Annotated in this window: 13 protein-coding genes; all 13 read right to left on the bottom strand. The window is 38.4% G+C overall.

Translation table 11 applies throughout. The features are described from left to right. Positions 1-3: 3 nt before the first annotated feature. The 13 genes from RBU59_RS19675 to RBU59_RS19615 all read right to left on the bottom strand — a co-directional run bounded on the left by RBU59_RS19675 (position 4) and on the right by RBU59_RS19615 (position 17,203). Entirely contained in the window at positions 4-846 is an 843-nt protein-coding gene (locus tag RBU59_RS19675) for an SAM hydrolase/SAM-dependent halogenase family protein (RefSeq protein ID WP_308144181.1), read from the bottom strand. A 261-nt stretch (positions 847-1,107) separates the two neighbouring features. Continuing rightward, positions 1,108-2,028, bottom strand: coding sequence for a glycoside hydrolase family 43 protein (locus tag RBU59_RS19670; protein ID WP_308144180.1), 921 nt, complete (start codon positions 2,026-2,028; stop codon positions 1,108-1,110). Between the two features lie 288 nt (positions 2,029-2,316). Then, on the bottom strand, positions 2,317-3,255 hold the full coding sequence (locus tag RBU59_RS19665; RefSeq protein ID WP_308144179.1) for an ArsR/SmtB family transcription factor: 939 nt from the start codon (positions 3,253-3,255) through the stop codon (positions 2,317-2,319). A gap of 159 nt (positions 3,256-3,414) precedes the next feature. Continuing rightward, the gene (locus RBU59_RS19660; protein WP_308144178.1) at positions 3,415-5,460 is read right to left on the bottom strand and encodes a hypothetical protein; all 2,046 of its coding nucleotides are present in this window, start codon (positions 5,458-5,460) and stop codon (positions 3,415-3,417) included. A 102-nt stretch (positions 5,461-5,562) separates the two neighbouring features. Further along, on the bottom strand, positions 5,563-7,719 hold the full coding sequence (locus RBU59_RS19655) for an alpha-amylase family protein (protein ID WP_308144177.1): 2,157 nt from the start codon (positions 7,717-7,719) through the stop codon (positions 5,563-5,565). Positions 7,720-7,824: 105 nt separating this feature from the next. Then, the gene (locus RBU59_RS19650) at positions 7,825-8,682 is read right to left on the bottom strand and encodes a carbohydrate ABC transporter permease (protein ID WP_308144176.1); all 858 of its coding nucleotides are present in this window, start codon (positions 8,680-8,682) and stop codon (positions 7,825-7,827) included. Beyond that, entirely contained in the window at positions 8,666-9,550 is an 885-nt protein-coding gene (locus RBU59_RS19645; RefSeq protein WP_308144175.1) for a carbohydrate ABC transporter permease, read from the bottom strand. The genes RBU59_RS19650 and RBU59_RS19645 overlap by 17 nt, the downstream gene beginning before the upstream one ends. Before the next feature lie 82 nt (positions 9,551-9,632). Next, positions 9,633-11,024, bottom strand: a complete 1,392-nt coding sequence (locus tag RBU59_RS19640; RefSeq protein ID WP_308144174.1) for an ABC transporter substrate-binding protein — start codon at positions 11,022-11,024, stop codon at positions 9,633-9,635. A 99-nt stretch (positions 11,025-11,123) separates the two neighbouring features. Next, positions 11,124-12,080 (bottom strand): D-2-hydroxyacid dehydrogenase, encoded by a 957-nt coding sequence (locus RBU59_RS19635; protein ID WP_308144173.1) that lies wholly within the window; start codon positions 12,078-12,080, stop codon positions 11,124-11,126. A gap of 30 nt (positions 12,081-12,110) precedes the next feature. After that, on the bottom strand, positions 12,111-13,013 hold the full coding sequence (locus tag RBU59_RS19630) for a sugar phosphate isomerase/epimerase family protein (RefSeq protein ID WP_308144172.1): 903 nt from the start codon (positions 13,011-13,013) through the stop codon (positions 12,111-12,113). 82 nt (positions 13,014-13,095) lie between these two features. Further along, positions 13,096-14,337, bottom strand: coding sequence for a glycerate kinase type-2 family protein (locus tag RBU59_RS19625; RefSeq protein ID WP_308144171.1), 1,242 nt, complete (start codon positions 14,335-14,337; stop codon positions 13,096-13,098). Positions 14,338-14,610: 273 nt separating this feature from the next. After that, positions 14,611-15,750 carry a CdaR family transcriptional regulator gene (locus RBU59_RS19620; protein WP_308144170.1) on the bottom strand — a complete coding sequence of 380 codons (1,140 nt, stop codon included), beginning with the start codon at positions 15,748-15,750 and terminating at the stop codon, positions 14,611-14,613. 376 nt (positions 15,751-16,126) lie between these two features. Continuing rightward, positions 16,127-17,203, bottom strand: coding sequence for a Gfo/Idh/MocA family protein (locus RBU59_RS19615; protein ID WP_308144169.1), 1,077 nt, complete (start codon positions 17,201-17,203; stop codon positions 16,127-16,129). Positions 17,204-17,246 lie beyond the last annotated feature (43 nt).

Here is a 17,246-nt window from a genome sequence, read left to right as displayed (position 1 = left end):
CCTTTATTTTTCTAAGATTACTTTCCAATCTTGCCCGTAGGTAATACGGTAAGTTTCACAGAAGTCACCCAGGCTGACAGCGATTGATATTTTCATAAGTTCATTGGTATATATGACTGTTTCCCCTCGTTTCACATATCCGAAAGCTTTGACAAAAGGAACTTTATTATTAAAAACGACTTCATGATCATGGCAGATAGTCACATTTAAGAGATCACCATATTGAAATCCGTTATTTAAAAACTCAGCTACCGGTATATTGCTCCAAAGGTTACCAAAGTTAGGATCTCCGATTTCAAATATTCCTTCCGCTTTCCCAAATTCCAACTTTGGTTCTTGTATTTCATGGGCTACGATTTCACACGTCGGATATTCGGAGCCAACTTCTTCGTAAGATATAATACCGCCTGCCAGTCTTGCGGCACAATATCCAAATAAATCACGTCCATGAAATATACTGGTTTCCAGGGTAGATTGCAGACGGTTAACCTTTTCATCAATTTCTCTTATTTCTGCGATACCAATGTATTTTTTAACATGGGTCAAACTTCCGTTGTCCGGAGTTACAACATAATATCCGTCGATAGTCCTTGCAACACATGCTCTTCTTGATGTTCCTACTCCCGGGTCAACCACGGAGACAAATATGGTCCCTTTTGGCCAGAACTGCATGGATTGGTATAAACGATAAGAGGCACTCCAGGTGTCAAACCTGGGTATTTCATGTGTACCATCGAATATTTCCAATGAGCGGTCAACGGATTTTACCACTCCATACATGGCACAAACTGCTCCCTCTTTATAAGTAAAATCAGTCTGGAATACTAATATTGGTTTTTCGTTCATATCAGGTTACCCTTTCTAGTGATTTTAGGCAATAAAACAACTATTTATAATAATTAATTTATTTGTATATTATATCAAACTTAAAGCATGATAACAATGCTTTCGATCTGTTTCTTCTAAAGGATTACATATCTATCCGAACTTAGTAAAAAGAAAAAACCTTTACAATATTAATCAACTGTAAAGGCTTGTATTATGCATGAAAATCATATTTAATTACATTTCTGTGATAACGAAACACAACCGTTTATGGTCTGGTTGCTACTCATTCCTTAATTTCGGATGTTCCATAGATATCTTACCATTTCTAAACTTCAGGGGAGTAATATATACCTGACGGTCCCCGCTGGGCTTCTCATAATGGGTATGAGCGTGATAAACACAATAGTAATTCCCATCATTGTCTTTTACCACACTGTTATGTCCGGGGCCTGAAATGGTATCCGAAGTATGTAATACCGGATTATTCTCATATTTCTCAAAAGGTCCCATAGGATTATCTGCTACGGCGCATCCAATACCATAGTGTTTCGAAGCGAAAAAATTAGCAGAATACATCAGATGATACCGCCCTTCCTCTTTGATAACAAAGGGTCCTTCATTCCAAAATTGTTTTTCCCCCTCATAAATACGCTCCCATTCCTGTTCCGGCTGAAGAATCAACTTACCCTCACCTTTCACAGAAATGAAATCTTCATCTAACCTGACAACATATACTTCGGATTCTTTCGCTCCGTTAACATAATGATCGGCTCCGGCTCGGGAATAATATAAATAATTATATTCTCCATCCTTTAATATATGGGCATCTAGGGCACCATATCCAAAATCAAACATAGGCTGTTCCTCAAATACCTCCTCAAAAGGGCCCTCCGGTTTATCCGCGATGGCTACCCCGATACGTAAGGCCTCTTCCTCATATTTCTTCCATTGGGCGGTATAATACATATAAAATTTACCATTGAAATTATATACTTCAGGTGCCCAAAAGCAGGAATTGCCAAAACTTTTATCTGTAGCTTTATAACAGACCACAGGTTCTTTCCAGTCATTTAGATTTTCTGAAATCCAGCAATAATATCCGTCAAAATGGCTGGTAGCATATAAATAGTATTTTCCCTCAAAAAATAGGATATAAGGATCCCCTATATTTTCTATAGGGACAGGATTTTTGATATTCATAAACTAGTCATCTCCTTACACTTTTGTTCTCTGCCTAAACAATCCGCAAATAGACAATTGTAAATTATTTGTATTGTTTTAATCAGGCTAATCATAGTATTAGTATACTTTACATGCTCTTTATGTCTATTTCAATAATTTTCAGCCATCTTGTATATTATTTCTATATTACTACAATTTCATTGAAGTAATTAGCACTTAACCCTTAAGATTAAGGGTGTTAAATGCCTGTATACTTTGCAAAAATATCACTCCTATTCAATACCAGGTATTTTTCTCAGCGATATACTAGTTATATTGTATTTCAAACCGAATATCCTGAGCATAGTTGCCAAATTTTCTTCCAAATAAGTTCATTCCCCCCGGGCACTCACTATTCTTATCTACACCGATTTCAAAGGTAAAATAATAATTTTCGTTTACTTTGAGATTTGTCAAAGTATTTCCGGAAACGGATTTCCCGTTAAAAAAAGTCCCGAATTTTGTAATGGAAATCTTTTTAAGCTCACCAAACTGTGTATTGGAATCGGGCCACCACTCAGGATTGTTAATACCTCGAATTCCTCCAAAATCACCGTTTACCCGAAAAGAATGAAGCAAGATACCGTTTATTTTCAAGTATATATCAGATGGCCAGATATTATTATACCCCGGAGCTTCCGAACAAATCTCAAAGCTTATATTTAAACTTTTTACATTCTCACCGGTTAAATATTTATTGGAGATTCGATATCTCAGATAACCGGATGTAAACCAGATCAGCTGTGCATCTATATGTGCCGGATCATAAAAGCCATACCGGGTGTCTTCTATATCAACATAATTCTCACCGCTTGCAATTCCGCAAGGCTCATTGATTTCGGCTTCCGAATAGTTTCCCACTGCAATATCCATAACTTTAGCAGGTCTGCGGGGTTCACTTCCAGAATTCCCAAAAAAATCGAACAAAACTTTATCTGCACTTATCCCGCAAACCTTCTGGGCACCATGTTTTCCCGGCTTGGGCGTTATGGTAATCAACTCTGTTTCCTCCAAAACTTTTGTGTGCATACTGACAGAGGACACGGAAACAAAAAGTAGCTGTGCCAATTCACCCATTGTCATAGATTTACCGATCAATAATTTTAGAATCTCCAAACGAATCGGTGAAGATAATGCTTTTGCCATTTTACATGTTTGGTCAATATTGTTAAGATTATAATTATACGATTGCTTTCCGCTCCCCATAACTTCCTCCATATCATAATTCTCTTTAGGTTATTCTATCACAGTTACATGCTCTTCTACAAAATTTTTTATAAAATAGCAAAAAAAAGAACCTATAGAAATAGTTTTTTAATTATCTATTCCATAGGTTCCCTATTACATCCTAATGATTTTTCTTATTTAATCTTCTAATGCAAGCAAAACATCCAATTCCGTTTGTATATCAAAGCGCTGTACATCTACATAACCGCATAACCGGGTAAGTACCTGAGGTGTATACATTTCCGCTGATTTAGCGGAATATTTCTTCCAGTATTCGCTTGCCGCACTTAATATGGAAGACGCTTCCTCCTGTAAAGTCCTTTTCCCTGTTAATCGGTACATACACAAGGAAACTGCTGCCTTTATTTTCAGAGAATAATAGAATCCCAAATAACTTAAGGCTTCCATATCATCCAGGGTATATTTAAGTTCCCGGTTAGCCCCTCTGCTTTTTTCAAGTTTCTTTACCCCTTTCATGGCTTTATCCGCATGATTCCAAATGGAATCAGCCATAACTAGGGGATCCTTTCCCTCTATGCATTCATTATTAAATGTCGCTCTGCAGTAATCCGACACGGAAATATATTCTCCTCCCGGAACACTTATGCAGAAAACAAATTCATTAATATCGGCAAATACCAGCTTATCTGTCTTCGGCTCATACATGCAGCAGCCTTCCGGATACCACTGAAAATCAAAATCATGCCAATGGGTACAGTTTACTTCAGGAATAATGTCGGAAGCATGTTTCCAGGTTTCATACATTAGATCGTTCTCATCTGATTTAAAATGCAATTTTAATTCATTCTTAAAATAACTTTCCGTAAGATCGGTATTGTAAGATAATTGTCCCCAAATAGAATACATATACCACATTTTATCCACAAACTGCGGATGGGATAAGTCCCTTTTATCCATATAATCCCGGCCCCAGGTATAACCGTCGGCACCCATATAATAACCGGTCATGGTATCTGCAGGCATTCCGCGTAAGTACTCCCGTGCAAAATCAGGGTTACCCCAGCGATACATATAAAAATCATCGTTGCGTACGGTCAGCCAGATTTTAATATCCGGCTTTTTTTCGAGAAGAAACTTCTTTATAAATGCCGGTTTTGTATTGGAATACATATGTGCCTGGGAATATTTAAAACTTATTTCAAAAGGACATGGAAAATCTTCAAACTCAGACATGATACTGTCATATCGGGTCATCTGCATTCTGTGGATAAAACGGAACTCTCTGTCCTTTTGTTCGTTTAATACCTCCTTAACACCTCTGCCATAGGTATCCGCCAAAAAAGGAACATCCGTATCATCTCCAAACATATGCTCTCCGGCAGTTACTCCAAGGCCTGCAAGTAAAGGATACGTCCTTAACAATGCTTTGGTGCCGCAGTATACATAATCTTTTGTAACCGGATTATTCTGTTCACTGGTAATACCGTAGGGACTTTTTTCTGTTCCGTGGGTAAACAGGTTCCAGGTAAAAAGGTAAATTTTAATACAGCGGTTCTTTGCATATTCCATTACCTCCTGCCAGAAGGATATCTTTTCGTCCATTGTAATTTTTTTAACAGTAACCAGGCTGTTTTCGAAATCGTCGGCATAAATACCCCATCCAATTAAACTTGCTTTAAAAGGCCTGGTGGTCCGTTTTACATCTTCCAGCGCAGTTAACGGATATTCCGGAATTCGGACCAGGGATGGAAACGGTGATAACGTCCATAAGGACAAGACATTATATTTATTTAATGCCATACGGTCTAAAAATTCCGTCCAAAAATTGAAATCCCACATATTTTTAATGTTATAAGATGCACAATCCGCAGCATCGGAATAACTTGGGGTTCTTGCATCCAGAGGAATATTGAATTTTATCCCCCTGTTCTTTAGGTACGGATTTATTTCTGTAGATGTAATACCCTCTATGCTTTTTTCATGACTGATATGCTTCGCCAGGTCCAATATACCATACATAACACCGGCTTCATCCCCACCGGATATTGTAATTATATTCCCAGTGCGTTCCAACCGATATCCCTGGGGTGCAATTGTATTATCTATTTCAAGTTCCAGTATGACTGATGATTTTCCTTTCATACAGCCATCCGTTTTATGTAATTGCTCTAAAGCAAATCTCATAGCTTCGGTTAATTTAAGTTTAGTTTTTTCCTGTATCATACTAACACCATAACCTCCTGATATAAATTCGTAAGAATCGCCTCTTTTGCTATTCTTATAAACCTCGTCTCCGGGTTGTTTACCTGTTTATCTTTTGCGAGACTATACTAAATCGATAGAAAACATATCCCATATTTCCAGTTTATCCGCTGTTATTTCCACCCTGCCGTCAGTGGTTTTAAAGGATACGGTTTCTTCTCCGATCACGGAGCGGACATTTTTTACTATTTGGGAATTATTCAGTCCCACACTAAAAGATAATCCATGGAAAGGTATATTTTCCATTAACGGTCTCTGTCCGATTTCATTTACGAAATGAACTAATATCTGCTTATCTTTCTCATACATGGTTACCTGTACGGCGGATGGAGCGCTCACTTCCAGTTCTCTTCTTCTGCCCAACATAAAATCAAAAGCATTGGAAACCATTTTGTAGTGATCCGACATCTTAAATTCGGAAATCAGCATATTTAGAGAAAACGAAAGGAACAGGACTTTTCCTTTCCCATAGGTATTGAGAATACATAATGGAATATCCGTATAAGGTCTTGGAATAGAAGAACGTTCCGGGGGAGCCCCTACCACTTCAAGCGGTGCAAATGGCGGCACCAGGGTTGCCAATGTCCTTGCCCCTTCCTTTGGGTTACAATAACTTACCACTCCGCGGAACGCTATCTTGTCCGTATCCATTCCCGCTTTCAAGGCGGCACCCTCCTCTTCAAAGCGTAAGTAGCTGGCATAAAGGAATTCCCCAACACTGATATCTTTCTCTATACCAAAGAAATCGCAGTTATTTACAATACTGTTATAATCGGTATTTTCTGCAATCAAACTGCCACCGCCTGATACGTATTCCTTTAACATATCAGCCACACCCTCATATACCATAAAACTTTCCGGTGCAATCACCACCGGGTATTTTTTCATGATTTCCAGATTCATCCGGTACTCAAACATAAAATCAAATTGGATATGGGATTTCACAAGTGCCTCAACCCAACCTCTGGTAGCCGGTGTTCCATTGCTTAGCAGCAGCACTTCCGCCTTACTAACAGCTCCTTTCATATCCTTTTCCGTTTTTTGAATCATCTTATCTACTTTAGTCACTGCTCTTATAATACGCTTATCGGCAATCGTATCATTATAACCCGTGAGTGAGTGCCAGATAACACCACGGGAAGCCGGAACCTGGCACATCCAGGGCAGATACTCTGCTTCCGGAAGCCCCACATGTCTCCAATCCATACCGGGGCAGGAATGAATAATGCCAAAGGGAAGCAAACTGCTATCTTCTATCTGTCCCGATTTCATAGCGACAATTGGGTGTATGGTATCCGGGATTTCTTTTATCCCCTTAGATAAAACATCCTGAGATTCCGTACAGATTAGGTCTGCCGTTGCATATCTGTCGTAAATACTGTCTCTGTCAAACCGTCCAAAGGATTTAGATATGGCAGAATTGGGATAATAATATAAAATCATTGGAACATCCGCTTTTTTCGCCTTAATTGCTTTGTAGATCACGGCAATATTGTCCTTGGTACACTGGGATAACCAGTCGTCCTCAAATTCCAGATCGCTCTCCGGCATTGGTTTTCCGTATTTCTTCTGATATTTATCCTGACATCTTTCACAGAAGCAGGCAGAGGCAGAGGGTGCATTAAAGAAGATTCCGTCAATGTCATAATGGTCAAGTACCTCGTTAATAACCGGAACAGCGACCTCTTCATTACGGTACCCACCTGTTGCGCAGGTATTTAGTAACAAAGACCATTCACCCATACGTTTCTCGCCCCTGTAATAAGGAGACTTATCCTTATGCCTTGCAAACCACTGTGGTTTTTCCTGATAAGTGGTATCATCCGTAATACTGAAATCAAAACGTGCAACAAATTTGATATTTCTTTTATGAAATTCTTCTATTAAATCCTTTAGCAGATCCCGGTTCTTCGGCAGATACTCATTGATGTGGTGATACTTTACCTTACTTTCATACCAGGCATAGATTCCGCCTACATTCATTACAACAACATTGGCAGCCATCTCTTTCGTTTCTCCTGCAATTTTAGCAGGATCCATTCCGGGGGTATCCTTTACCTGCAGATTAAATTGTATCACCCTCATCGGTTCTTTCCACCACAATGTATCACTCATTCTTACATCCACCTGATACCGCAGCCGGTATGCGGTACTGCCACAATAAAACAGGTTGAAAGAATCACTATGTGGCATCCTTTCGTCTTTACTATTTTCTTTCAACCTTTCCGTCCCGATACCACTCCTTGGGCATCACTTATATATTTAAATTTATATATATCCAGGCTAAGATAATTAAAATTAGACCGTCTTATTATCTTCTGACAGTTAGCCCTTTACAGCTCCTGCAGCTACACCTTTAATAATATTCTTCTGCATGATAAAATAAAGAATCAGTATCGGGATAATAGTGAGCAGATATGCAGCAAATGCCAGTTCCCATTTATTCCCGAATTCACCGGTAAAGTAATATTGGGATAATGCTATGGTACGCAGATTTGACTTGGTTAACATAAGACGCGGAAACAAAAAGTCATTCCAGATATGTAATGCATCTAATATAACAATCGTGGTTGTTATCGGCTTTAATATTGGGAATAAAACTCTCCAATAAAGTTTCCAGATATTTGCGCCGTCAATTTTACCGGCTTCCAAAATTTCTGCGGATACTCCTCGGATAAATCCTACATATAAAAATACGGCCATCGGTATATTTCTTCCGGAATAATAAAGAATCATACCGAAAATCGAATTTGTCATTTTTATATCCGACATTAATTTTACTAAAGGGACTAACGCTGTATAAAAGGGTATCATAATTCCTAAAAGGAAAAATACATACATAAAATTGTAGAATTTCTTATGTTTTGACCACGCAATAACATAACCTGCAAGACCTGATATTATTACAATTCCCAATAAACTAAAGGCTGTAATTAAAAATGTGTTAACGAATACTCTGTCATAATTCATGATATCCCAGGCTTTGGCAAAGTTCTCAAAATGAAATTCTGAAGGAAATGAATTGGGATTTAAAAGTGCTTCTTTCGTAGATTTTAATGAAACAAAAATCATGATCAAAAACGGGTATAAGATTATACAAGCTACCAGAATCATAATAACTTCCACAATAATAGCTTTTATTTTACGATGGCTTAAACTTTTTGTTTTAGTAGTTGATGTCATTTTCACGCCTCCGTAATACAAACATTTGAAATAAAGTAATTGCCAGGATAATTAGAAATAAAACCACTCCCAACGCAGAACCGTATCCCGCTCGTTTATTGGTAAAGGATTCCCCATAAATAGTCAGCGAAATCAATTCACTGGACCCGCCGGGGCCTCCTCCTGTTAATGCAAACATAAGATCATATTCCTTAAATGCTCTTTCTACGGAAAGAATCATATTAATGGTAAAAGCCGGCGCAATTAATGGGAAAGTAACATAGCGGAACTTTTTCCAGCCGGTAGCACCATCAATATCTGCTGCCTCATATAAAGACTGATCGATATTCTGTAGACCTGCAATGTAAATTACCATATACCAGCCGGCCATTTTCCAGGCACCTACTAAAACACCCATATATAAAGAAAATTGTTTACTGCCAAGTAAATTATTTGCCATAACCTCAATTCCCAGGGTTTTACCGAGTAATGATAAGGGTTCTGAAAAAATAAAACTGAAGATATAACCAACCACCAGGGAACTTAATACCGCAGGAACAAAAAACAGAGCACGGAATAAATTCTTTCCTTTGGCAATACGATCTAATCCAACCGCCAGTGCCAGTCCCAGAACATTTAATAAAATCATGGAGAGAAAAGCATATATAAATGTATTCGTTAAAGGTCCGATTACATACTTATCCTGTGCCAAAGTAAAATAATTCTTTAAGCCGATAAGATTAAAGTTTGCGTCAACACCATTCCAGTCAGTAAAACTGTAATATATCCCTCCGAATAACGGGTAAATTACAAATACCATATAAAAAATGAGTGCCGGCAATACAATCAGAAACTCGAAATATGTATTTTTTAATCTATGTGGTTTCATTATCTTCCTCCAAATATGTTCGGGTTGTGTGAAACCCGTTCTCACAACCCGAAACTTCTTTCTGTAGAATTATCTGATATCTTTATTTATCTACATAATTATCCAGGAAATCTTTCACCCATTCCGGATCGGCTTCTACAAGACGTTTATGCTCTTCCTGAATCTGGTCTGCAACTGATTTGGCATCTTGACCGGCAAACCAATTCTGCTGTCCGTTTTTTACAATTTCCTTGATTCCCGGAATCCATTCACGGGAAAGGATACGGCTGTTGGGAAGTTTATTGTTGGAAGAAATATCTGCAATCAGATCAAACGCAGGATCCAGTTTCGCTTTGTTATCTTTTGTAGTCGGCAGGTATTTGGTAGATTCATTAAAAATAGTAGAACCCTGTTCCGACGTTAAGAAATCTAAAAAGTCCAAACATAATTCTTTATTTTTAGTTTTACTTGTAATACTGGCACCACAGCCAAAACTTGAAATAAGCGTCTGATCTTTCGAATCATCCGTAAAGCAGGATGGAAGAACCATAATTTCAACATCCGGATCTAATTCTTTAATACTTCCCACAACCATGGCTGTCTGAAATATAATTGGTGTTTCTCCGGTTATGAAACTCTTTCTCATACTATCTTTATCGGCTCCCAGGGCATCATCAGGAATATAGGGAAGCATTTGTGCATATTTATCAAACATGCCTAAATATAAATCGTCATTCCAGGCCGCTTTACCTCTTAAAATATCCGCATACCAGTTAGGATTCTTACCATAGATAGACTGATATACATACTGGAATGTCCATGCGGTTACCTCTGAGGTATCTTTTCCTGCTATACCTAAAGGTTTTTCGATTCCGGCTGCTGCGCATTTGTCTAAGAGGCTTAAAAATTCGGGCCAGCTCTTAGGATAATTGTCATTGTTAAGATCAATTCCGGCTGCAGATAAAGCTCCTTTATTTACAATAACAGCTGAAACTTCCAAGGTCATAGGGAAAGCATATAAATCTCCGTTATAAGATAATAAGTCTAAATCCCCGTCTACTAATCTGTCCTTAAAGCCGGTATCGGTTAAAGGCAGTAAATATCCGCTTTTTGCATACCCCTGCTCCGTTGCGCCATTCTGTTGAAGATACATATCCGGCAGGTTATCGGATGCAATCCAGCTCGTCATCATTGTTTCAAAATCTGTTACTGTCTGGGTAACAATGGTGTCTATTTTTACATCCGGATTTGTCTTCTGGTATTCCGCTAACACTTTGTCAAGTGCCGCTGCTTCCAACGGGCCGCAGGCAATAGTTAATGTTCCTGAAAATGGAGCTTTTCCGGTTGAATCTTCTGCCGCAGAACTTGCTTCTGTGCTGCTGCCCGCTTCGGCAGTCCCATTATTCGTAGCTACTTCTTCTTTTTTACCGCCTGAGCATGCTGTTAAACTTATGACCATAACAATTGCAAGAATTAAAGATAAATATTTTTTCATTATACAGTTTCCTTTCTTCTTAGGTAAAATTTTGTGTACTAATTCAAAATGATCAAGTACTTATGTATCCCCCATAGTGTACTGACTTTTTTGCACCACTTAAGGATTCACCACATTAATTGGTTTTCCATCCTTAAATGCCTTAAGGTCCTCAACTGCGATATCCATCAGCCGCTGTCTGCTCTCTTTGGGTGCCCAGGCAATATGTGGTGTTAAGATACTGTTGTAACAGCCAAGTAAAGGGTTGTCCTCTAAAATAGGTTCCGTGGAGACTACATCACAAGCCGCCGCATATACTTTTTTTGATTGTAAGGCTTTTGCTAAATCTTTCTCCACAATCAGAGGTCCCCTGCTTGTATTGAGAATAATTACACCCCCTTTCATCTTATCTATGTTTGATTTATTAATAATACCCTGGGTAGATGGAAGCAGTGGGCAATGTAATGAAATAACATCGGACTCGCTTAAAAGCCTGTCTAAAGAAACGTATTCCCCGATTTTTCTCCCTTCCTCATTCTGAAATTCATCGTATGCTAATACTTTCATACCAAAAGCCATAGCTATTTTACCTACTGCTTGTCCGATACGGCCAAACCCGATAATTCCCATCGTTTTTCCGGCCAGCTCAATAAGGGGGTAATTCCAGAAGCACCAGTCGATATTATTACTCCAGTCACCGTTTTTTACGGCCATGGAATGGGCTCCTACATGGTGGCATACTTCAAACAGCAAGGCGAACGTCATCTGCGCCACTGCAGTAGTTCCGTAAGTAGGAATATTAGCAACAACAATTCCGCGATCCCTGGCTTCTGTTACGTCTACCACGTTATATCCTGTAGCCAGGACCCCAACATATTTAATAGAGGGGCAGGCAGCGAAAATCTCTGCGCCAATCGGTGTCTTATTTGTAATAACTGCTTCCGCATCCTGAATACGCTCTATAATCTTCTCTGCCGGTGTGCGGTCATATACTGTTAAATCACCCAGTTTTTCAAATCCCTCCCAGCTTAAGTCCCCGGGATTTTCCGTATAACCATCTAAAATAACTATTTTCATATTGCATTTCCTTTCTTTTAATTCCGTAATCTAATCTTCCAGCAGTGCCCATGCCCTGTTGATCACCCGCTTGGTACCTGCTAAGACCAGATCTCCGTCTTCGTCTTTCCAGGGTTTAACTTCAAAGGATAATACATAAGGGTTTTCTGCATTTAAAAATCCTTCTTCTTTTAATACCCGAAAGAAATCAAGCAGTTCCGGTGTATCATTGGCACTATTATTAAAACCAAATCTGGGATGCTGATCCCCATATGCTTCACAGTTTTTATGTACAACTGCATTTCCTATATGAAAATGGTTAATATAAGGCCTTAAAGTTTGAATCACAAATTTGGAAGTTTCATATGTTGTGGGAAAGTGGGACAGATCAACCAGAAGCCCAAAATTGTTGCATACTGTCCTCATATCCGCTGCAAATTTAGCTGCAAGGGGCGCCGGACCGATTAAAGCTGCTTTGTCCATATCAAAATCAAATACCTCCAGATTCACTGTCATTCCTTTTTCAGCTGCATAATCACATACATGCCTGGTTGTCTTTATTAGCTGACTGTATGCCTGCTCTTTTGTGGTTTCTTCCCATTTGCCTGCCAGAAAAGCAATTCCTTTCGCTCCAAGATAATCTGCCTCATCTATGGCTTCAATTAAGGTAGCTTCTGCTTTTTTTCTTCCTTCTTCATCCACATCATTTGGGTTAAGTCCTGGTCCTAACAGCCTTGGCTGTGCTCCATAGCAAACTTTCATATGTGCCTGCTCCAGTATGGCTTTTGCCTTGATGCGCTTTTCCTCATCCTTAAATTGCGTTATTTCGATTGCATCAAAAAAATCGTCACAGGATATCTGTTTTATGGAATCCAGAATTTCATAGTTAACAGGCGGATGGCTCATCCATTGAATTGTACCCATTTGAAAATACTTATGTATGGAATCTTTCATTTTCCTCTCTCCTTCTTTTTCGCTTTATTAGATTATTTCTAAATCTTCATCGCTTCTTAGATATCTGCAATCTATTTTGGCTTTATTTACACAGCACAACTGTCACATCATTGACATTGGTGCCTGTGGTTCCTGTAATAACTAAACCGCCTGCTTTTTTAAGGGCATGATAGGAATCATTGTCATTAAGTATTTTTTCACAGTCAATCCCCATATTCTCAAGTAGGTTTACCGTATTACCGTCAACGATTCCTCCGTCTGCATCGGTAGGTCCATCTGTTCCATCGGAGCTGACGGAGAATATGACAACATTATCCATATCTTTGATTCCAATTGCAGCACTTAAAGCGATTTCCTGGTTTCTTCCTCCAAGTCCGTTCCCTCCCACTTTTACCACTGTTTCTCCTCCGGCTATAATGGCACAGGGCGGTTTAATCCGATAACTGCCTCCCTCCTTTACCATACGTGCAACAGATGCAATAAATTTACCGGCTTCTCTTGCTTCACAGTCCAAAGATGTGGATATGATATACGGTTCATAACCAAGCTGTCTGGCATGTTTTGCAGCCGCAGTACAAAATTCACTTACACTTCCGGTTACATAGGTTTCCACATTGTTAATGTTTCTGGGTGTCTCACGATGCAACGCTTCTAAGATGTGACTGCTGAAGTTGAGTTTATATTTATTTATGATATGTAATACATCCGAACAGGAAGTGGTGTCCGGACAGGACGGTCCGGATGCTATCATATCCAGTTTTCCGCCCAATACATCAGAAAGGATAATGGAGTACATTTTCGCAGGCGCACAGTACTGGGCAAATTTTCCTCCTTTTACTTTTGAAAGACGTTTACGTAACGTATTAATTTCGGTAATACCGGCACCGCATTTTAGGAGAATCTGTGTCACTTCCTGTATATCCTCTAAAGTAATTCCCGTTACCGGCTTTTCAAATAAAGCGGAACCACCTCCGGATAACAAGAACAGCACTTCATCTTTTTCACCCAGTTCCCGAACCATATCAATGGCCTTTTGCGTTCCCCGTAAAGAATTATCATCCGGTATGGGATGACCGGCTTCGATAATTTCAAAGTCTTCAAGCTCGCCTTTAGCATGCCCATATTTTGTGATAATCAGTCCTTTACGGATTTGGCTGCCTAACAATTCTCTTGCGGTTTTTGCCATCAGCCATGCCGCTTTGCCAACCGCGATAACATAAACCCCATTTATAAATTTTCTGGCCTCTAGTACTGCCAAAACCGCCTGATCCGGCAATACATCCCTGATAGATTTTTCAATGATTATGTTTGCATCTTTATGCATGTTTTCCAGCTCCTGTTTTAATACTTTTTAACAAATAATGTATTTGATATGGTTTGATTATAGTTTATACGATCCCGATCCGGTACCTTTACCATGACGAATTTTGAAGCTATTTTTGTATTTGGAATACAAAATTGAGGCAGCTGCAAACTCTTTCATTTTTACTAATATTGAAAGAAATTTGCGACTGCCTCATTGTACATTCTATTATTTCAGATCTATTAATTATTCAAAACGGATATTCTTAGGCCCGCTATATACCTGCTAACGACCTTATCTATTGTTCGTTTTGGATAAATAATAATAAAATTCGCTCATAAACTCCCTGTCCTGATGTTTCGTCAGTGGGTTTATCCCCAGCATCTCTTTTAACTTTTCCAACCGGTAAACCATAGTATTTCTGTGAATATGTATCAGCTTACTGGCTTCAAATAAATTATAGTCGGTAGTAATCAGTGCATTTACTATTTCCAGATAATTATCAATAAATTTATTATCAAATTGCTCTTTAAAAACACTGTAAACACCATCCAATTCCATTACCGGAAGAAGTGTATGAAAATACTCATCCAGATAATCATAAAAAAAATAACTGTGTTTTTCTTCTTTGATATTTTCAAAAACCCACCTGCAATGCAGGTAACTCATACGATAGTGTGCAAAATTATTTTGAAAGGTGCCAATATACAAGCTATAATCAATATCATTTGTTTTTAAATACCGTAAAATCTGGCTGATGCTCTCACCGATAAAAAGCTTATAGGTCTGCATTAATTCTAATAATTCACCTTTAAAATGTTTAAAGATAATAATGCAGTTATTTCTGGTAACACACATAATATCCTGTTTTGAGGCAAATTGGTTTTCTCTGATTCCTGATAAAATTTTCTCCGCAAGATTCGATTTTTCCTTAAAACGGATCAGAATAGGAATCCGTATTAACTCCTCCTGCAGATTCAGCTGTTTCGCATAATCCATCAGTTCCTCTTCCGTAATATTTTCCCCATAAAGTATATGGTTAAGGAACTGTTCTTTCATGTTTCTTCTTCGATATCGCTCTTCTTTATAAATCTCGTATTCCAGCATAGTTTCCATTGACATACGGATAATCAAAGATATCGGGCGTATTTTTTCAGGTTCACCTGTGATTCCGATTACCCCCATCTTTTTGCTTTTATAAAAAAAAGCAACATTTATCCCTTCCTTTACCCCTACATACTGACAGCTTTTATTTACGATTACCTCGTCTTCGTCACTATGAATAATCCGGTAGGCAATCTCATGAAAAGTCCCAATTCTACTTTCAGTTCTGCTGGCAATAATAATACCTTTTTCATCCATGATATTAATATTATAATCTGTATATTTCTTTATCTTTTCAATAAACTGATTTGCAAAAACCGGATCCAGCATAATCTTTACCCCTCCAATCCTATGAAATAAGTGTATGATATTTATTTCATAAGTTTATTATATTTAGCCTAATCCAATCATACCACATATTTTTTGACAAAATTCGCACTTTTTTTTGTATCTTAGATACAAAACAAGTTATATAACCTTTTTTATCTTTTCCGGAGGTTAAAAATTACTGGCATTTCTAATATGCTGTTTTCCTGCCCAGAGGACTTTTTATTTACAGGGGACGTTCAGAGGACTATTCGGTAAAAAAATAACAAAACCCGGCTTGGAATGGTATCCAAGCCGGGTTTTGTTAAGAACATCTTTAAAAATTTTACTTGTCTTTGTCTGATGAAAAAATATCATAGTCCTTTAAATAAAAATCATTTTAATCAAAATAAACTGTTTTTCCGGTTTTTGCAGATTCATAAATAGCTTCCAGAATCTTAGTTACGATCATAGCCTGTTCCGGTTTTACAACCAAGTCGGTTCCTTTTGTGATAGCGTTGTAGAATACACGTTGTTCCACATCGGAATCTTTTTCTCCCTCGCCGTCAAAAAAGGCAACTCCGCCGGCAGATAACTCAGGTGATTCCACGCATTGTTTATTGTATTTTACTTTATTAATGCGAAGACCGTTTTTCATATCTGCACCTGCTTTTGTACCGCATAAACTTGTTTTAGCTTCATCCACATCAAGGGTGTTTAATGCCCAGGAAGCTTCCAGATGAATGGTTGCGCCATTTTTCATTTTTATAAAACCAAATGCGGAATCCTCTACGGTAAATTTGGAAGGGTCCCATTCACCAAACGCATTGCCGGTCTCTGTCTGATCCGCAAGTTTACGGTATACCGAACCGGTAACGGATTCCGGTTCATAATTATTCATCATCCATAAAGTTAAATCCAGAGCGTGAGTTCCGATATCAATTAACGGTCCTCCTCCCTGTTCCTCTTCATTTAAAAATACACCCCAGGTAGGTACTGCTCTTCTTCTTACAGCATGAGCCTTGGCATAATAGATTTCTCCTAATTCATCATTGTCACAAGCTCTCTTTAGGTATGTGGAATCTGCACGGTAACGGTTCTGATAACCGATTGTTAAGATCTTACCGGTTTCTTTCGCAGTCTCAACCATTTGTTTGGCCTCTGCATATGTTTTTGCCATTGGTTTTTCACACATAACATTTTTACCGGCTTTCATAGCAGCTATAGAAATAGCGGAATGAGATTTATTCGGTGTTAAGACATAAACTGCTACTACGTCTTCTTTTAATAATTCATTATAATCTGTAAAAACTTTTGATTCCGCAGTTCCGTATTTTTCTTTCGCTTCCTCAGCACGTTCCTTTATAATATCACAAAAAGCTACTATTTCATAATTACCATTTCTTTTTATGGCCGGAAGATGTTTACCGTTTGCAATACCGCCGCAGCCAACAATACCAATTTTGATCTTTTCCATGTCATTTCCTCCTTAAAAGTCATTCTTAAAAATCCGAATTTAT

The organism is Anaerocolumna sp. MB42-C2, assembly GCF_030913705.1.
GTDB lineage: Bacteria > Bacillota > Clostridia > Lachnospirales > Lachnospiraceae > Anaerocolumna.
This window is presented reverse-complemented; position numbering and strand designations above follow the sequence as displayed.